This window comes from Streptomyces katrae (genome assembly GCF_002028425.1).
GTDB classification, from domain to species: domain Bacteria; phylum Actinomycetota; class Actinomycetes; order Streptomycetales; family Streptomycetaceae; genus Streptomyces; species Streptomyces katrae_A.
Genome location: NZ_CP020042.1, coordinates 664,324 through 683,484, shown reverse-complemented (window position 1 = coordinate 683,484; position 19,161 = coordinate 664,324). Strand labels below are relative to the sequence as shown.

Sequence of the window (19,161 nt, the reverse complement as noted above, 5' to 3'; positions counted from 1 at the left end):
GGGGGCGTGGGTCTCCTTAGCGGGCAGCGCGCTGCTGGCCGTACACGTTCTGGTAGCGGTGGTTGAGGCGGTCGATGTCGTCCTGCGCTATCGGCAGGGGTTCGCCGAGCTGGCGGGAGATGTGGACGGTGCGGGCGACGTCCTCGCACATCACGGCGGCCTTGACGGCGGCCTTGGCGTCCTTGCCGATGGTGAAGACGCCGTGGCTCTTCATCAGGACGGCCGGCGAGCGGTGGCCCCGCAGGGTCTCGACGATGCCCCGGCCGATGGAGTCGTCGCCGATGAGCGCGAAGGGGCCGACGGGGATCTCGGCGCCGAACTCGTCGGCCATGGCGGTCAGTACGCAGGGCACGGCCTCTCCGCGCGCGGCCCAGGCGCTCGCGTACGTCGAGTGGGTGTGCACCACTGCGCCGACCTCGGGCATGTGGCGGTACACGTAGGCGTGCGCGGCGGTGTCCGAGGACGGGGACTGGTCGCCCTCGACGACCTTGCCGTCCAGGTCGCAGAGGATCATGTTCCGGGGCGTGAGCTCGTCGTACGAGACGCCGCTCGGCTTGATGACCATCAGGTCCTCGCCGGGGACGCGGGCGGAGACGTTGCCGGCCGTCCAGACGACGAGGCCGTAGCGGACCAGCTCCTGGTGGAGGTCGCTGACCTGGCGGCGCAGCAGATCGATCGGGGAACTCATGGTCGGACCTCGCTCTTCTGGGCGGCCGGGGTGGCCTCGGGGTCGGTTCGCGGGGCGGTGAGCGCCGCGTTGCGGATGGCGCGGAGGCGGTGGAGGAGCTTGTCGGGGCCGGTGCCGAAGTGGTCGTGCAGGGTGCGGTACTCGGCGTAGAGGCGGTCGTAGGCGTCGGCGCGCGCGGTGTCCGGCTGGTGGACTCCGCGGCGTACGCGGCCCATGGCGGCGGCCGCTGTGCGTACGTCCGGGTGCGCGCCGGCGGCGACGGCGGCGTGGATGGCGGAGCCGAGGGCGGGGCCCTGGGCGGACTCGGCGAGGGAGACGGGCCGGCGCAGCACGTCGGCGTAGATCCGCATGAGCAGGGGGTTCTTCTTCAGCCCGCCGGTCACGATGAACTCCGTGACGGGGACGCCGCCCTGCTCCAGGGCCTCGATGATGGTGCGGGTGCCGAAGGCGGTGGCCTCCAGCAGGGCGCGGTAGATCTCCTCGGGGCGGGTGGTGAGGGTGAGGCCGACGATGACTCCGGATAGGTGGTGGTCGACGAGGGTGGAGCGGTTTCCGTTCATCCAGTCGAGGGCGATCAGGCCGTGGCCGCCGACGGGCTGGTCGGCGATCTTGCGGGACAGCAGCTGGTGCAGGTCCTCGCCGGTGGCTTCGGCCTCTGCGCGGTAGTGGGTCGGCACGCCTTGGCGCAGCCACCAGGCGAAGATGTCGCCGACCGCGCTCTGCCCGGCCTCGTAGCCGTAGGCGCCCTCCACGATGCCGCCGTCGACGACTCCGCAGATTCCGGGGACGTCGGCGAGGGCGGGGCCGTTGACGACGTGGCAGGTGGAGGTGCCCATGATGGCGAGCAGCCGGCCGTTCTCGACGGCCTGGGCGGCAGGGGCCGCGACATGGGCGTCGACGTTGCCGGTGGCGACGGCGATGCCCTCGGGCAGCCCGGTCCAGGCGGCCGCCTCGGCGGTGAGGGAGCCGGCCCGCGATCCCAGCGGCGACAGCGGATGCTCCAGCCGGGTGCGCGCGAAGTCGGCGAAATCGGGGTGCAGGGCGGCGAGGTAGTCCTCGCTGGGGTAGTGGCCGTCCTGGTGGATGCCCTTGTATCCCGCCGTGCAGGTGTTGCGGGTCTCGACGCCTGCGAGCTGCCAGACGATCCAGTCCGCGGCCTCGATCCAGCGCTCGGTGGCGGCGTAGGTGTCCGGGTCCTCTTCGAGAACCTGGAGCGCCTTGGCGTACTGCCATTCGGCGGAGATCTTGCCGCCGTAGCGGGAGATCCACTTCTCGGCGCGCAGGTGGGCGAGGTGGTTGATGCGGTCGGCCTGGCCCTGGGCCGCGTGGTGCTTCCAGAGCTTGGGCCAGGCGTGCGGGCGAAAGCCCAGCGCGGTCTCGGCGAGCGGGGTGCCGTCGGCCCGTACGGGGAGGACGGTGCAGGCGGTGAAGTCGGTGGCGATGCCGATGACGGCGGCCGGGTCGATGCCGCTCGCGGCCACTGCGGCGGGGACGGCGGTGCGCAGCACCTCGCGCCAGTCCTCGGGGTGCTGGAGGGCCCAGTCGGGCGGCAGGGGCTGACCCGTGGTGGGGAGTTCACGCTCGATGACGCCGTGCGGGTACACGTGGACGGCGGAGCCGACCTCCTCGCCGTCGCGGACGCGGACCACCACGGCCCGGCCGGAGAGAGTGCCGAAGTCGACACCCACGACATGGCTCTCCGCGGTCTGGGGGGGATGGGGCACGGTCACTTCACATCCTTCGTACGGGGCCCCGAGAGGGCGCAGCGATGCCGCCGGGGCATCGCGGGGATTGTTAGCGCTAACAAGGAGCCTGTCAAGGCCGGGCTCGCCTCATGCCGGTCAGACCTTGCGACGGCCGGCGATCAGGCGCTGGAACAGGATGAAGACGAACAGCAGGCCGCCGACCACGATCCTGGTCCACCACGAGCTGAGCGTGCCCTGGAAGGTGATGACGGTCTGGATCAGGCCCAGCACGAGCACCCCCAGCGCGGTCCCGAGCAGGTATCCGGACCCTCCGGTCAGGAGCGTCCCGCCGATCACCACGGCCGCAATCGCGTCCAGCTCCAGGCCCACCGCGTGGAGCCCGTAGCCGGAGAGCATGTAGAAGGTCAGCAATACTCCCCCGAGCGCCGAGCAGAAGCCGCTGACGGCGTACACGGCCATCTTCGTCCGCCCGGCCGGGAGCCCCATCAGCCGGGCCGACTGCTCGCTGCCGCCCAGCGCGTACACGTTCCGGCCCAGCCGTGTGTAGTGCAGGACCGCGAACGCGATCACCAGCACACCTACCGCGATCAGAACACTCGGCGAGACGAACAGGTCGCCGGGCAGGGGGATCCGGGTCTGGGCGAAGGCCGTATAGGCCGGGTCGGTGAGGGAGATCGAGTCGATGCTGATCGTGTAGCAGAGGCCACGGGCCAGGAACATGCCGGCGAGCGTCACGATGAACGGTTGGATCTCGAAGGAGTGGATCACCCACCCCATCGCGAGCCCGGCGCCCGTTCCCACCGCCAGGACCAGCGGGATCACCAGCAACGGCGGCCAGCCGTGCCGTTCCACGAGCCAGGCGGAGATCACCGTCGACAGTGCGACCATCGCGCCGACCGACAGGTCGATCCCTCCGGTCAGCACCACGAAGGTCATCCCGACGGCGACCACCAGCAGGAAGGCGTTGTCGATGAGCAGGTTGAGCAGCACCTGCCCGGAGAAGAATCCGTCGTACTGGACGGATCCGGCACCGAACATCGATATCAGCAGGGCCGATGTGACCAGCAGCGGGATGTACGGGCGGCCACGCGCTGCCGTGATCGCGCTCATGCCCCCACCTCCGTGTTCTCTGTCGTCAGCGGACGCGGCGTCGGGCCGCGCCCGGTCCGGGCCCGTCGGCGCGCGGCCTTGGCCCGGAAGGCGGGTGACTGGATCAGGCAGACCGCGATCACCACGAAGGCTTTGAAGACCAAGGTGGTCTCCGGCGGGATGCCGATGGTGTAGACGGTGGTGGACAGGGTCTGGATGAGCAGCGCACCGATCACCGTGCCGCCGAGCGAGAACCGCCCGCCGGTCAGCGCGGTGCCGCCGACCACCACGGCGAGGATGGCGTCCAGCTCGATCCAGAGCCCGGCGTTGTTGCCGTCCGCACTGGAGACGTTCGAGCTGATCATGAGCCCGGCGACCGCGGCGCACAGCGCGCTGAAGACGTACACCAGGCATATGAGGCCCATCGCCCGGATGCCGACCAGGCGACTGGCGACCGGGTTGCCGCCGACCGACTCCAGCAGCAGCCCGAGCGCCGTACGCCGGGTCAGCAGCGACGTCAGCAGCACCACCAGGACCGCGAGCAGGATCGCGAACGGCATGGTGAGCCAGTAACCCCCGCCGATCAGCTTGTAGGGCTCGCTGGTGACGGTGACGATCTGGCCGTCCGTCACCAGCTGGGCGACACCGCGTCCGGCCACCATCAGGATGAGGGTGGCGATGATCGGCTGGACACCGACCCCCGCCACCAGTACGCCGTTGATCAGCCCTAGGACGAGGGCCACCGCCAGGGCGATGGCGACGGCGCCGAACACCGTGCCCGGGCTTGCCGGGTCGGCCGCGCCGCTGATGTGCAGGCAGGCCAGCGCGCCCGCGATGGCGACGGTGGAGCCGACCGAGAGGTCGATGCCGCTGGTCGCGATGACCAGCGTCATGCCCAGCGCCACCAGGATCAGCGGGGCGCCGAAGTGGAGGATGTCGATCAGGCTCCCGTACAGGTGCCCGTCCTTGACCCGGATCGCGAAGAAGTCCGGAGTGAACAGCACGTTGGCCAGCAACAGGGCCGCGAGCACGGTGGCGGGCCAGAAGAGGCGGTGCTTGGTCATGACCGGGCTCCGCTCGCGATCGTCGCCATGATGCGCTCGGGAGTGAGCGATCCGTCGTTCGGCAGCTCGGCGACCAGCCGGCGGTCCCGCAGCACGCCCACCCGGTGGCTGAGCCGCAGAACTTCCTCCAGCTCGGCCGAGATGAACAGCACCGACATGCCGTCCCGGGCCAGCGCGGCCACCAACTTCTGGATTTCGGCCTTGGCGCCGATGTCGATGCCCCGGGTCGGCTCGTCGAGGATCAACAGCTTGGGGTCGGTGATCAGCCAGCGGGCCAGCAGTACCTTCTGCTGGTTGCCGCCGCTGAGATGGCGCACCAGCGCCTCGGGGTTGTCCGGGCGGATGTCCAGTGACCGGATCCAGCGCAGCGCGATCTCGTCCTGCTTGGAGCGGGAGAGCGGACGCGTCCAGCCGCGGGCCGCCTGCAAGGCCAGGATGATGTTCTCGCGTACCGTCAACTCCGCCACCAGACCCTCGTTCTTGCGGTCCTCCGAGCAGAAGGCGATCCCGTACGAGACCGCGGCGCGCGGCGTGCGCAGCGCGACGGTGGCGTCCTCGATCCGCACCGAGCCCTGGGAACTGCGGTCGGCACCGAACAGCAGGCGGGCCGCTTCCGTACGCCCTGACCCCAACAGTCCTGCAAGTCCCACGACTTCACCGGGCCGGATGGTGAGGTCGTACGGCTCGATCGCGCCGGTGCGACCCAGGCCGTCGGCGCGCAGGAACGGAGTGGTCCTGGCTTCGGCGGCGGGCTCGTGACGACTGGTGCCCGACAGCTCCTCCAGGCTCCTCAGTTCGCCGCCGATCATGCGGGCGACCAGTTCGACCTGGCTCAACCCGCTGATCGGGTACTCGCCCTCCAGCTTGCCGTTGCGCAGGATGGTCATCCGGTCGCAGATCTCGTAGATCTGGTCCAGGAAGTGCGAGACGAACAGGATCGCCACGCCCTGATCGCGCAACCGGCGTATCACCGCGAACAGTTGCCGCACCTCGTCGCGGTCCAGGCTGGAGGTCGGCTCGTCCAGGATCAGCACCTTGGCCGAGACGTCCACCGCCCGGACGATCGCGACCAGTTGCTGGACCGCGATCGAGTAACTGCCCAGTGGGGCGGTGACGTCGATGTCCAGGCCGAGGTCGGCGACCAGCTCTGCGGCGCGGCGACGGAGGGCCGACCAGTGGATGAGTCCGAGGCGGCGCGGTTCACGGCCGATGAAGATGTTCTCCGCGACCGACAGGTTCAGGCAGAGGTTGACCTCCTGGTACACCGTGCTGATCCCGGCTGCCTGTGCCTGCAGCGGGCCGGTGATGTGCACGGGCCGGCCGCTCAGTACGACCTCGCCGCCGTCCGAGGCGTAGACGCCGGTGAGCACCTTGATCAGCGTGGACTTGCCGGCGCCGTTCTCACCCATCAGGGCGTGCACCTCGCCGGGAAAGAGCCGGAAGTCGACCCCGTCCAGCGCCACCACCCCCGGGAACTCCTTGCGGATCCCGTGTACTTCCAGGACCGGGTGCTGTGCACGGTGCGCAGGCATCCGCCCCCTCCTCTCGTGGTCGCGACCGGGGCCGGCCGGGTCGGATCCGGGCAGCCCCTGGTCACCGGGCCGGTCAGTACTGGCGGGTCGGAAGGGCGGCCGCGGCCTGGTCCTGGGTGAAGACGCCCTCTTCGGTCTTGATCCGGCGCGCCACCTGTTCGCCGGCCTTGACCTTCTTGATCAGGTCCATCAGCTGGTCGCCCAGGAGGGGGTTGCACTCGACGAGGACGTTGATCTTGCCCTGGCTCATCGCGGTGAAGGCGTCCTTGACACCGTCGACCGAGATGATCTTGATGTCGGTGCCGGGCTTCTTGCCGGCTTCCTCGATGGCCTGGATGGCGCCGAGTGCCATGTCGTCGTTGTGCGCGTAGAGCACGTCGATCTTCGGCTGGGACTTCAGGAAGGCCTGCATGACCTCCTTGCCCTTGGCGCGTGTGAAGTCACCGGTCTGGGAGGCCGTGATCTTGAGCTTGGGGTCCGTCTTGATGACGTCGGCGAAGCCCGATTTGCGGTCGTTGGCCGGGGCGGAGCCGGTGGTGCCCTGCAGCTCCACGATGTTCACCGGGTCGCTCTTGCCCTGGTACTCCTTCACCAGCCAGTTGCCGGCCTTCTTGCCCTCCTCGACGAAGTCCGAACCGAGGAAGGTGGCATAGAGCGACTCATCCTTGGAGTCCACCGCGCGGTCCGTCAGGACGACCGGGATGTGGGCGGCCTTGGCCTCCTTGAGCACGGTGTCCCAGCCCGATTCGACCACCGGCGAGAAGGCGATGACGTCCACCTTCTGCTGGATGAACGAGCGGATGGCCTTGATCTGGTTCTCCTGCTTCTGCTGGGCGTCGGAGAACTTCAGCGTGATCCCGGCCTTCTTGGCCGCGTCCTGGACGGACTTGGTGTTGGCCGTGCGCCACCCGCTCTCCGCGCCGACCTGGGAGAAGCCCACGGTGAGCGGCCTTCCGGAGTCCTTGCCGCCGGCCGAGCCGCCGCCGGAACCGCAAGCGGACAGAACGGCGACCATCGTGCCGGCGACCAGGGCCGCCGCAGCTCTCTTGGACATCTGGGATTCCTCTCGAGTGGGGAGGCCGCTCTCGGCGCGGACGGATCGACCGCGGGCAGATGGACCAGGCGGGCCGGCCGGCGCGGGAGGCGGTGAAAACACCGTCGGGGGCGATGGGCGCCCGGTGCGGCGTTGGTGCAGGCGGCGGTGCGGTCCGCGCCGTCCATGTGAACAGGATGTAGCGGTGCCGTTTCGCTTGAGTGAGATTGTTAACGCTCACAATTCCATGGACAAGGGGACCGCCATGCCGTTACCCAATCTTGACCAGGCCGTCCGCGGGCGGCCTAACGCGCCACCGGGCCGGCGCTGCGCCGCAGCACCATCTCCGGCGAGATCAGCACGTGGCTGCGGGCGTGGCCGACGCCGGTCAGCTCCTCCACCAGCAGCTCAAGAGCGCGGCGTCCCAGCTCACCGAAGTCCTGACGCACGGTGGTCAGCGGTGGGGCGAAGTACGCGGCTTCGGGAATGTCGTCGAACCCGACCACGCTGATGTCCCCCGGAATCGCCCGTCCCGCCTCATGGAACGCGCGGAGCAGGCCGAGGGCCATGTGGTCGTTGGCGCAGAAGACCGCCGTGACCAGAGGATCCTCGGCGATCCGTAGTCCGGCCTCGTACCCGGACCTCGCGCTCCAGTCGCCGCTCTGTACCGGTGGCACCTCGGCGCCGCCGGCCTCGAGGGCCTTGCGCCAGCCGTCCTGTCGGGTCTTGGTCTCCAGCCAGCCGGGGGGGCCGGCGACGTGGTGGACCGTGGCATGCCCGAGGTCGAGCAGGTGTCGGGTGGCTGCCAGCGCCCCCGACTCGTTGTCGACGGCCACCATCGGCACTCGGGACTGGCTGCCCGATCCGACCGCGACCACCGGCACCGCGCTGGACAGCTTCGCCACCGCGCTCACCGCCGAGATCTGCGGCGCGATGACGACGATGCCCTCCACGCCCTGGTCGCGGAGCCGGTCCACCGCCTCCTGTACGGAGCGGCTGTCCAGGGAACGCAGGCTGGCGACGCTGACGAAGTACCCGGCACTGCGCGCGGCCTGCTCGATCCCGTCCAGCATCGAGGCGGGCCCGTAGAGTGCGCTGCCGAAACTGACCACCCCCAGGGTCTGGGAGCGGCGGGTGACCAGCGCGCGGGCTGCCGAGTTGGGACGGTAGTCCAGCTCCCGGATGGCGGCGAGCACCCGGTCCCGGGTGTCGGGCCGGACGTGCGGTGCACCGTTCAGCACCCGGGACACGGTCTGGTGGGAGACGCCGGCGACCCGCGCCACATCCGCCATCACGGGCTGGCGGGACTCCGGCTCGGTGCTTGCAGTTCCCACTCAAGGCCCCCTCATCGGTCGTACCAGTATGGTTCACAGCCGCCCAGTGCCTACGAGTGACGGCGCTCGGCGGTTGGACCGCTGTCGGGATCCGGTCGATGGCGCAGGGCTTCGCAGACCTTACGACTGTCTCACGAGTGCTCACGAGAGTGTATTTGTTCGCGATCACATGGCCTGTCGCAGCCTGCGAGGTCCGCCCCCGGGGCGGCCTCGGCACGCCCAGTCCAGCCTCCAGGGTAGTCATGCGATGGCATTGGGTGATTGCCGTCGTGTTTGAGGCAACCTCCTGGGGTGCGGAGTGTGACGGCGCGGCCGAACGTGCCCGGGCGGGGTCTCGGTCGAGCCGGGGGGCCTGCAGTTCGCCCTGGAAGATGGGTCACGGAGAGTGCCTGCGCAGCAGCAGCCCGGCACGGCCGCGGGGGTTCTCTCGTCGAAGAGCTTGATCCACGTGCGAATGCGGCGAGGGCCGTCAAGCCCGCGTCGACGGCCGCAGGCGGCAGGAGCCGCCACAGCGGCGTGCCCGTGCCCACCCGGTCGCCCCCACACACATCCGAAGCCTTCCTCTCCGGGCGCCAAGCGCCCCAAGCCCCGGCCGTCTCCGGCCCAGCCCTCGTGTTCACCGCGGCCTGGTCCCGATTCTTTCGGCGCGGGCCGCTGGAGCACCTGCTCAACGGCGCCACCACGCTGGCGAAGTCCCTCCGATGAGGTCTCAGCTCTTCGCCCAGCCTGCCGTCGGAAACCGCCGCGCACGAGGCGGGCTGCTGAACGGACGCGACAGCCTCCCCCCTCCCCGATCTGACGCTGGAACGACGCGGTCTCAGTGGCCCGTACCGGACTTCGGCGGGCGGCAACCTTTTCCGGAGCGGCGGCAACTGACGGGCACACCAGAAGGCGATCACACCCGCGGGTCGCCCGATCTCCCGCCGCATGCCGCCGCGCACCGCTGACCTGAGCGGTTGTACGGGGCAGGGCCGAAGCAAGGAGTAGCCCCCATGAACGAGACGGATCCCACGGCGGACGGCCGCAGCCGGCGCAAGGCCGCGACTGGTGCTGAGCGGCGTACGCGCGGGCGCCACCGCCGGCGCGGGATATCGATCGGCCTGATGCTGGGCGTGCCTGGAGTCCTCGGCCCCTACCTGCTGTTCGTGCAGGCCGATTCGAACGCCGCGACGGTGGATGCCGACGCCTACTACACGCTGACCTCTGTCCGCAGCGACAAGGTGCTCGACGTGCCGGGGGCGGACACCTCGGACGGCGTCTGGATACGGCAGGCGAGCCGCGTGGCAGGTGCCGCGAGTCAGCAGTGGCGGTTGAGGCAGGCGGGGGACGGCTACTACGAGGTGGAGAACCGCAGCAGCCACAAGGTCCTCGGAGTGCGCGGCGCTTCCAAGGAGTCCGCGGCGGCCGTCGAGCAGCAGACCGACCACGGCTTTGCCACGCAGCAGTGGAAGATGCAGGACGTGGGCGATGGGGCGGTGAAGTTCGTCTCCCGGAGCAACGGCATGGTGCTGGACGTGTGGGGCGGCTCCACCGGCGAGGGGGCGCCGCTCATCCAGTACGCCGACCGGGGCAGCACCAACCAGCAGTGGAAGCTGGTGACGGTGGCCGGCTCGGGCAGGTACACCTGGCACAACGCGCAGATCGTCGGTGGCGGGTTCGTCACCGGGCTGGTCTTCAACCCCGCCCGCAAGGACCTGCTGTACGCCCGGACCGACATCGGCGGTGCCTACCGCTGGGACGCGACCGCCGCCCAATGGACCTCGTTGACCGACTGGATCGGTGGATCCGACTGGAACCTGCTCGGGATCGAGAGCCTGGCGACCGACCCCGTCGACCCGAACCGCCTGTACCTCGCGAGCGGCACCTACACCAATGACTGGGCGGGCAACGGCGCTATCCTCCGCTCCACCGACCAGGGCAAGACGTTCCAGCGCACCGACCTGCCGTTCAAACTGGGCGGCAACGAGGACGGCCGGTCCATGGGCGAGCGGCTGGTGGTGGACCCCGCCAACCACGGCACGCTCTACCTGGGCACCCGCAAGAACGGGCTCTGGCGCAGCACCGACTACGGCGTGACCTGGAGCCAGGTCGCCGCCTTCCCCGTCAAGGACGGTGCGAGCAGCGGCGTCGGCCTGTCCTTCGTGACCTTCGGCCCGGCCGGCAGCCGGACGATCTACGTCGGGGTGGCCGACAAGACCACCTCGCTGTACCGCTCCACCGACGGCGGCAGCAGCTGGCAGGCCGTGGCCGGCCAGCCCACGGGGCAGCTGCCGCAGCACGGTGTGCTGTCCGGTGACGGCTCGCTGTATCTGACGTACACCAATGCCCCGGGCCCCAACGGTGTGACGGCCGGTTCCGTGTGGAAGTACACGCCGTCCACCGGGGCCTGGAAGAACATCTCACCGTCCAGCGGTGGTTACGGCTTCGCCGGGCTGGCTGTCGATCCGCAGCGCCCGTCCACGGTGATGGTCACCACGCTGGACCGCTGGTGGCCCTCGGACGAGGTGTACCGGTCGACCGACGGCGGCGCCTCCTGGAAGGCGCTCGGCGCGACCTCGGTGCGGGACAACTCCGCTGCGCCGTACGTGGGCACGGGCATCGGGCACTGGATGGGCGCGCTGGCCATCAACCCCTTCGACTCCGGGCACGTGCTGTACGGCACCGGGTCGGGGATATGGGGCAGCAACGACGTGACCGCGGCGGACAAGGGGGGTGCCACGCACTGGACGGTCCCGGCCAAGGGGCTGGAGGAGACCGCGGTCCTCGGGCTGATCAAGCCCCCGGGCCTCCCGCTGATCAGTGCGCTCGGCGATGTCAGCGGATTCCGGCACGAGGACCTGACCAAGGTACCCGCCAAAGCACTCTCCGGACCGCTGTTCTCCAACACCACCGGCATCGACTTCGCGCAGGCGAAGCCGGGGTTCGTGGTCCGGGTCGGTCTCGGTGGCGAGCAGCACGGCGCCTATTCGACCGACGGCGGGGCCGGCTGGACGCCGTTCGCCGGGGAACCCGTGCACGGAGCGGGCGGCGGGGCCGTGGCGGTCTCGGCGGACGGCGCCGCCGTCGTCTGGACGCCCGCGGGCCAGAGGCCGTTCCGCTCGACGAACCACGGTGCGACCTGGACGGCCGCCTCCGGTCTGCCCGCGGACTCGGCCGTGGTGGCCGACCGTTCGTCGGCGAACACGTTCTACGCCCTCAAGGGCGGCACCCTGTACGCGAGCGCCGATGGCGGCAAGAGCTTCACCGCCCGGGCCACCGGCCTGGGTGACGGACAGCTCAAGGCGGCCCCGGGCGTCGCCGGTGACCTGTGGATCACAGGCGGAGGCAACGGACTCCTGCACTCCACCAATGGCGGGGCGAGCTTCAACAAGCTCGCCGGCGTGCAGCAGGCGCACGGTGTCGGCTTCGGCAAGCCCGCCCCGGGCGCCGCCTACCAGGCTCTCTACCTCAGCGGGACGCTGAAGGGCGTCACGGGGGTGTTCCGCTCCATCGACGGCGGTTCGACCTGGGTCCGGATCAACGACGACCAGCACCAGTTCGGCGGGAGCGTCATCTCCGTCATCATCGGCGACCCGGACGTGTACGGCCGGGTCTACCTGGGCGGCTACGGCCGTGGCGTGGTGTACGGCGACGTGTCCTGATCGCCCCGGGCCGGGGCGGGCGGCCGTGCGCGGCGCCCGCCCCGGTCTCGGCGACATCGGCACCGGACCGTTCCGGACCGGACCGGAGCGGACCGGAGCGGCAACCTTTTCGCCTTCGGCGGCCACTGATAAGTGCGACGTCGACTCGATCTACCGAACGGATGGGCATGAGGACAACGAAACACGGTGCGCCGCGGCCGCGGCGCAGACGCGGGGCGGCCGTCGGCATTCCGTTGGCGGTGACGGCAGTCGGTGCGCTGGCCTGCCTGGCCCTCACGCTCCTCCCCGGGAGCCGGTCCGGTGCCGGGCTTCCCACCGGCGCATCCGTAGCGGCTGCCCCAACGAACGCACCGTCCAGTTCCGGGTCGCCGGCAGCAGAGGCCGGCGCCGCGACCGCATCGACGGAGCCGACGGTCACGAGCCCGCCCCCGCCGTCAGCCGCCGGTGTCCCGACGCCCTCGGCCTCCAGCCCGGCACGCACGCAGTCGCCGGCCTCTTCGGCGGGACGGATCAAGCCCTCGGTCAGCTACCAGGGAGTCGCGACTTCCTATGCCGCGGGTGACGGCAATGGTGCCTGCCTGTACGGACCGTCCGGTGATCTCATGATCGCGGCGATGAACCACACCGACTACGAGTCGGCCAAAGCGTGCGGGGCGTACGTGCGGGTCCGCGCCGCCAACGGGAACTCCATCACGGTGCGGATCGTCAACGAGTGCCCCCTGCCCTGCGCACCGGGGCAACTCGACCTCAGCCAACAGGCCTTCGCCAAGCTCGCGGACCCCTCACTCGGCCGGATCCCGATCACCTGGACGCTGCTGAGCCCCGCCGCGCCCGACACGCTCTCCATCCGGTACAAGACCGGGTCCAGCCGTTCTTGGTGCGGCGTCCAGGCGATCGGGCATCGGAACCCGGTGGCGGTGCTCGAACTCCGGACCGCCAGCGGCTGGCGGAAACTGCCCCGCACCGACTACAACTACTTCCTCTCCGCCGACGGCAGCGGATGCGGCGGAGCGATCAGGGTCACCGACCTCTACGGAGAACAACTGACCGTCGAGGGGATCGCACTGAAACCGGACGTCGCGCAACAGACCCGCGTCCAGTTTGCCCGGCATTGACCGTGCCGTCCACCCACCGTCACGGCTCTGCCCCCGCGGTCGGCCACTGTCCGGCCGCGGTGACGGGCACTGTTACGCTCGAGCCGATTGTTAACGCGCACATAGCAGGGAGAGGGCGACCGGGGGAGATGCTCCTTCATGACGCGTCCGCGGAGTTTCACGACTTCTTCGAACGCCACTACGCCGAACTGGCCCGTCTCGCCCATCTCCTGACCGGCGAGACGGACGCGGCCGACGACCTCGCCGCGGATGCCCTGGCCGCCCTGTGGCAGCGCTGGGACCGGCTTCGCAAGGCTGACCACCCGCTCGCCTACGCTCGCGGCGTGGTCGCCCACATGGCGCGGGAACGGATCCGCAGTGCGGTGCGCGAGCGGCGCCGGATCGCGCTGTTCTGGTCCCGCAGTCCGGAGCAGGTGGCGGGGCCGGACGTGGCGGCCGTGCTGGACGTACGTACGGCGCTCGCCCGGCTGCCGTTCCGGAAGCGGTCGTGCGTGGTGCTGCGCCACGCCTTCGACCTCTCGGAGAAGGACACCGCGGCGGCGCTGGGCATATCGGTCGGTACGGTCAAGAGCCAGACCTCGAAGGGAATGGCCGAGTTGGAACGGATACTTGGCACACGAGCGGCCGGCGACCTGGTGGCGGGGAGGAGGAACCGGTGAACGAGGACATCACCCGTCGGCTGCGCGACGCCGCCGAGGCCCACCAGCCCGATCGCGCCCGGATGCTGGCCCGCGTGGAACGCGGGGCGGCCGACGGCACCGTCCGTCACCGGACACCGTCCATCGCGAGATCCTGGCCCAAGGTCACCCTCGCAGTCCTCGCCATCACCGCCACCCTGGCCACGGGTGGTCTCGCGGTCGCGGGCATCGTCCGCACTCCGCCACCGTCGGACAGCGCCACCACCCCCGCGACCCCGTCCCCTACGTCTCCTTCCCGTCCGACGCCCTCTGCTCCCACCACCCCCGCCGCCCCGGCCCCGACTCCGACCACCACGGCCCCGGTCGGCCCGCGCCCCACTCCGCTGCCCAGCAGCCGGGTTCAGAACGGGCCCCTGTCGTCGGACGGCTCGGTCGATCCGCACAGCACCGTCTACTGGGCCCAGAGCAACCTCACTCTCAAGACCACACAGCCGCTCACCTCGCTCACCGTGGAACTGCGCATCGCCCAAACCGGCGGCGTGCAGAACACCGGCAACTGGCGCACCCTGCCGAGTGAAGACTTCATCGTCACCGTTCAGGAGGCCGGCGGAGCGCTGGTCTACCGCTGGGTCCTCAAACCGGGCCGTACCGTGCCGACCGGGCAGCATGAATTCGCCGGCCAGTACAACCACGCCACCGGCGTGCGCAACGCCAAGGACGACGGCTACCGCGTCGACACGCAGACCCCGGGCGGCTCCGTCGCGGTCTGGGGAAGGTTCACCCCGGCACGGTGAGGACCGGCCGGGTTCCGGCCGAGAGTCAGGGGCGTCGCGGGCGCAAGCCGATCGCCTCCTCCAGGAGCCCTCTCGGCGCGATCCAAGACGGCGGCTTGCGGACACACCCGGAGCCGCACCAGCTGACGCCCTTCGCGGCGAGCGTCCGGCCGCGGTTGAAGGAGGTGGGAATGGAACTCATGAATGCGGACCACGCGGGGCTGGTCGTCGCGGCGCAGGCCGGTGACGATCGGGCGCGCGAGGAGCTGATCGCCGCGTACCTGCCGCTGCTCTACAACATCGTCGGGCGAGCGCTGAACGGACATGCCGACGTCGACGACGTCGTCCAGGAAACCCTGCTGCGCGTGGTGCGCGACCTGCCTGCCCTGCGTGCCCCGGAGAGCTTCCGGTCCTGGCTGGTCTCGATCACGCTCCGCCAGATCGGTAACCACCGGCACCGGCAACGCGCCTTCGCCGGCCGGAGCACGGTCATCGACGAGGCACACCAGATACCGGACGCCGGCGCCGAACCCGGGGACATGACGATTCTGCGTCTGCATGTGTCGGACGAGCGCCGTCAGGTTGTCGAAGCCGGCCGGTGGCTCGACCCGGACCATCGGGTGCTGCTGTCGCTGTGGTGGCAGGAAGGCGCCGGCTTGCTGAGCCGTGACGACATCGCCGCCGCGACGGGGCTCACGGTCGCCCACGTCGGAGTGCGCCTGCAACGCATGCGCGAGCAGCTGGAACTGAGCCGGACGATCGTTGCCGCGTTGGAGGCCGACCCGCGCTGTCCGCAGTTGGACGAGGCCATCATCGGCTGGGACGGGCTGCGTACATCGGTGTGGCGCAAGCGGATCGCGCGGCACACCCGCGGATGCCCGGTCTGCGGGGCGACGACGACAGAACGGGTTCCGGTCGAGCGACTGCTCCTCGGTCTCGCACCCCTGGCGGTCCCGGCCGGGCTCGTCGCCGCCCTGGCCGCCAAGGGCCTGCTGTCGGGTACGGCCGCGAGCGCCGCCGGGCTGGCCACGGCACCCGTCGCCGTCGGCACGGCGACGGGCGGAGGCAGTCTGCACAGCCTGCTGATCGGCAAACTCCACGCGGTGACCGCTCATCCGCTGGTGGCCCTCGCCGCCGGCGCGGTCCTCGTCACCGGGACCGCCACCTACGTGACCTGGCCCGAACCGGCGCATCGGGTGCCCGGCGTCATCGCCGCTCCCACGGCCGGCCATCCCACGCCGATCCCGTCGAGCACCATCACGCCGGCCGGACCGTCCCCGGTGAGTCCGCCGGCCGTCGCGGGCACTGTTCCGCTGGGCGCACAGTCGCTGGAGTCCGTGGACGAGCCCGCCCTGTACCTCACGTATGCCGGCGACTTCGCGACGCTCGGCCGAGCCTCGGCGTCCAGCAGCGCGCAGACGCGGCAGCGGGTCACCTTCACGGTCGTCAGGGGGCTGGCCGACACTCGGTGCGTCACCTTCCTCGCCGCGGACGGCCGCTATCTGCGCCATCGTGACCTGCGGCTACGGCTGAGCACCAACGACGGCAGCGGACTGTTCCGTGAGGACGCCACCTTCTGTCCGACCCCCGGGGCGGTCGCCGGGTCGGTGAGCTTGCACGCGCACAACTATCCCGGTTCCGTCCTCCGCCACCGCGACGGTGGCATCTGGCTCGATGGCTCCGACGGCACTCGGGCCTTCGCCGACCAGGCTTCCTTCGTCATGCGAAGGCCCTGGGCTTGAGAACCGCTCCTTGAGCATGTGGACCGAGTCGCGCAGTGACAGCTGGTGATCTGGGCAATCCTCCGCGCGGCGCCACTTTTCTGTTACGAGGACGTGCGTTCGGAAGCCTCCCTTGTGTGGGGTGCTCTTCCCGCCGCTCACCTTGACGGGCCGGCGTGGCAGGTCCCCCGACCTTTCCCGTTGACGTATCCCCTGAAGAGAGCAGCTCCCATGACGCGACACACCCACGCCTTCCCGGCGATCGGCAGGCAGGAACGGGCCCACGCCCTGCCCCGCACCCGCAGCCCCCGAGGAGAATCATGAAGGGCCTGCACCGGCTCGGCCGGCGTCGCCGAACAGTGGTGACAGGACTGTCGGCCGCGGCGCTGGTGGCCGGCGTCGTGACGCTCCTGCCCAGCTCCGCCGGAGCCGCCGCCCTGGGTACGCAGGCGGCCCCCTCGGGCAGGTACTTCGGCACCGCTGTGGCCGCCCGCAGGCTCGGCGACTCGAAGTACGCCGCGATCGCGGACCGGGAGTTCAACATGATCACCCCGGAGAACGAGATGAAGTGGGACGCCGTCGAACCGTCCCGCGGCAACTTCAACTTCGGCTCCGCCGACCAGATCGTCAACCGCGCCATGGCACACGGCCAGCGCATGCGTGGCCACACCACGGTCTGGCACTCGCAGCTCCCGTCCTGGGTCAGCTCCATCGGCGACGCGAACACACTGCGCAGCGTGATGAACAACCACATCACCACCGAGATGACCCACTTCAAGGGCAAGATCTACGCCTGGGACGTGGTCAACGAGGCCTTCGCCGACGGAGGCAGCGGCCGGCACCGCAGCTCGGTGTTCCAGAACGTGCTGGGCGACGGCTTCATCGAGGAGGCGTTCCGCACCGCCCGGGCGGCCGACTCCTCGGCCAAGCTCTGCTACAACGACTACAACATCGAGAACTGGTCGGACGCCAAGACCCAGGGCGTCTACAGCATGGTCAGGGACTTCAAGTCCCGCGGCGTGCCGATCGACTGCGTCGGCTTCCAGAGCCACTTCGGGACCGGCGGCCCGCCGTCCAGCTTCCAGACCACCTTGTCCCACTTCGCCGCCCTGGGCGTGGACGTCCAGATCACCGAGCTGGACATCGCCCAGGCGTCGTCCACCCACTACGCCAACGCGGTCAACGCCTGCCTGTCCGTGACCCGGTGCACCGGCCTCACGGTATGGGGCATCCGGGACAGCGACTCCTGGCGCAGCGGCGAGAGCCCCCTGCTGTTCGACAACAACGGCGACCCCAAGGCCGCCTACACCACCGTCATGAACGCCCTCAAGGCCGCCTCCGGTACCGCCCCGGGCGGGAAGCCCGGCGGAACCGGTACCGGGCAGATCAAGGGCGTCCCCTCCGGTCGTTGTATCGACATCAACGGTTCCACCCCTGTCAACGGCACCCAGGCGCAGCTGTCGGACTGCAACGGACAGACGAACCAGCGCTGGACCTACACCTCCGGCAAGCAGCTGATGATCAACGGCAACAAGTGCCTGGACGCCATGGCCAAGGGCACCAGCAACGGCACGAGGGTGGTCATCTGGGACTGCAACGGCGGCGCCAACCAGCAGTGGAAGATCAACACCAACGGCACGATCACCGGCGTCCAGTCCGGGCTGTGCCTCGACGCCGTCGGCGCGGCCACCGCCAACGGCACCAAGATCCAGCTGTACTCCTGCGCGTCCGTCGACAACCAGAAGTGGACCGCCCTGTCCGGGACGGGCGGCGGCACGTGCGCTCTTCCCTCGACGTACAAGTGGAGTTCGACGGGTGCCCTCGCACAGCCGTCGAACGGCTGGGCCGCGGTGAAGGACTTCACCCACGTGGTGCACAACGGCAAGCACGTGGTCTACGCGTCGAGCGCAGGGGGAACCTCGTACGGCTCGATGGCGTTCAGTCCCTTCACGAACTGGTCGGACATGGCGTCGGCCGGCCAGACCAAGATGAACCAGAACGCGGTGGCGCCCACGCTGTTCTACTTCGCGCCGAAGAAGATCTGGGTGCTGGCGTACCAGTGGGGTGCGTCGCCCTTCAGCTACCGCTTGTCGAGCGACCCCACCAACCCCAACGGCTGGTCCGCGCCGCAGCCGCTGTTCACCGGGAGCCTCCCCGACTCCGGCACCGGCCCGATCGACCAGACCCTGATCGCCGACGACCAGAACATGTACCTGTTCTTCGCCGGCGACAACGGCAAGATCTACCGGGCGAGCATGCCGATCGGGAACTTCCCGGGCAGCTTCGGCTCCTCGTACACGACGGTCATGAGCGACACGGCGAAGAACCTGTTCGAGGCGCCGCAGGTCTACAAGGTCCAGGGCCAGAACCAGTACCTCATGATCGTCGAGGCCCGGGGTGCGAATGAGCAGCGCTACTTCCGCTCGTTCACGGCCTCCAGCCTGAACGGTTCGTGGACCCCGCAGGCCGCCACCGAGAGCAACCCCTTCGCCGGCAAGGCCAACAGCGGAGCCACCTGGACCAACGACATCAGCCACGGCGACCTGGTCCGCGACAACCCCGACCAGACCATGACCATCGACCCCTGCAACCTGCAGTTCCTCTACCAGGGCAAGTCCCCCAACGCGGGCGGCCCATACGACCGACTGCCGTACCGGCCGGGCGTCCTCACCCTGCAGCGCTGACCTGTCTGATCCACGGTGACGTGCAAGGAGTACAGCTCGCGATGAAGAACGCCACAGCCGGCGGGCGACGCGGGCGTCACCGCCGTCGCTGGAGCGCCACCGGTCTGCCGCTCGGTGTGCCCGCCGTCCTCGTGCCGTACTTC

The 19,161-nt window shown here is 70.0% G+C and carries 13 protein-coding genes; 6 read left to right on the top strand and 7 right to left on the bottom strand.

Translation table 11 applies throughout. The features are described 5' to 3' along the window. Window positions 1-16 precede the first annotated feature (16 nt). The 7 genes from B4U46_RS03300 to B4U46_RS03270 form a co-directional block, all read right to left on the bottom strand. The gene (locus tag B4U46_RS03300) at window positions 17-688 is read right to left on the bottom strand and encodes an L-ribulose-5-phosphate 4-epimerase (protein ID WP_079423914.1); all 672 of its coding nucleotides are present in this window, start codon (window positions 686-688) and stop codon (window positions 17-19) included. After that, window positions 685-2,412 carry a ribulokinase gene (locus B4U46_RS03295; RefSeq protein WP_237292591.1) on the bottom strand — a complete coding sequence of 576 codons (1,728 nt, stop codon included), beginning with the start codon at window positions 2,410-2,412 and terminating at the stop codon, window positions 685-687. The genes B4U46_RS03300 and B4U46_RS03295 overlap by 4 nt, the downstream gene beginning before the upstream one ends. A gap of 117 nt (window positions 2,413-2,529) precedes the next feature. Continuing rightward, window positions 2,530-3,504 (bottom strand): galactofuranose ABC transporter, permease protein YjfF, encoded by a 975-nt coding sequence (gene yjfF / locus B4U46_RS03290; protein ID WP_079423910.1) that lies wholly within the window; start codon window positions 3,502-3,504, stop codon window positions 2,530-2,532. Next, window positions 3,501-4,547, bottom strand: a complete 1,047-nt coding sequence (locus B4U46_RS03285) for an ABC transporter permease (RefSeq protein WP_079423908.1) — start codon at window positions 4,545-4,547, stop codon at window positions 3,501-3,503. Before B4U46_RS03285 ends, yjfF begins: the two co-directional genes overlap by 4 nt. Beyond that, window positions 4,544-6,079 carry a sugar ABC transporter ATP-binding protein gene (locus tag B4U46_RS03280; protein ID WP_079423907.1) on the bottom strand — a complete coding sequence of 512 codons (1,536 nt, stop codon included), beginning with the start codon at window positions 6,077-6,079 and terminating at the stop codon, window positions 4,544-4,546. The genes B4U46_RS03285 and B4U46_RS03280 overlap by 4 nt, the downstream gene beginning before the upstream one ends. Before the next feature lie 73 nt (window positions 6,080-6,152). After that, window positions 6,153-7,133 (bottom strand): ABC transporter substrate-binding protein, encoded by a 981-nt coding sequence (locus tag B4U46_RS03275; RefSeq protein WP_079423905.1) that lies wholly within the window; start codon window positions 7,131-7,133, stop codon window positions 6,153-6,155. A 284-nt stretch (window positions 7,134-7,417) separates the two neighbouring features. Further along, complete coding sequence (locus tag B4U46_RS03270) at window positions 7,418-8,404, bottom strand: LacI family DNA-binding transcriptional regulator (RefSeq protein ID WP_079423903.1); 987 nt, start codon at window positions 8,402-8,404, stop codon at window positions 7,418-7,420. A 1,034-nt stretch (window positions 8,405-9,438) separates the two neighbouring features. Between B4U46_RS03270 and B4U46_RS03260 the strand changes: the two genes are divergently transcribed. The 6 genes from B4U46_RS03260 to B4U46_RS03235 all read left to right on the top strand — a co-directional run bounded on the left by B4U46_RS03260 (window position 9,439) and on the right by B4U46_RS03235 (window position 19,018). Continuing rightward, window positions 9,439-12,087, top strand: a complete 2,649-nt coding sequence (locus B4U46_RS03260; protein WP_079423899.1) for an RICIN domain-containing protein — start codon at window positions 9,439-9,441, stop codon at window positions 12,085-12,087. Window positions 12,088-12,248: 161 nt separating this feature from the next. Continuing rightward, window positions 12,249-13,202 (top strand): expansin EXLX1 family cellulose-binding protein, encoded by a 954-nt coding sequence (locus B4U46_RS03255; RefSeq protein WP_335755368.1) that lies wholly within the window; start codon window positions 12,249-12,251, stop codon window positions 13,200-13,202. A gap of 128 nt (window positions 13,203-13,330) precedes the next feature. After that, the gene (locus B4U46_RS03250) at window positions 13,331-13,861 is read left to right on the top strand and encodes a SigE family RNA polymerase sigma factor (protein ID WP_079423897.1); all 531 of its coding nucleotides are present in this window, start codon (window positions 13,331-13,333) and stop codon (window positions 13,859-13,861) included. Then, window positions 13,858-14,634, top strand: a complete 777-nt coding sequence (locus B4U46_RS03245) for a hypothetical protein (RefSeq protein WP_079423895.1) — start codon at window positions 13,858-13,860, stop codon at window positions 14,632-14,634. The genes B4U46_RS03250 and B4U46_RS03245 overlap by 4 nt, the downstream gene beginning before the upstream one ends. 170 nt (window positions 14,635-14,804) lie before the next feature. Further along, entirely contained in the window at window positions 14,805-16,355 is a 1,551-nt protein-coding gene (locus B4U46_RS03240; RefSeq protein WP_079423893.1) for a sigma-70 family RNA polymerase sigma factor, read from the top strand. A 299-nt stretch (window positions 16,356-16,654) separates the two neighbouring features. Next, a complete protein-coding gene (locus tag B4U46_RS03235) occupies window positions 16,655-19,018 on the top strand; it encodes a non-reducing end alpha-L-arabinofuranosidase family hydrolase (protein WP_079423892.1) in 2,364 nt (787 codons plus the stop codon). Window positions 19,019-19,161: the final 143 nt, after the last annotated feature.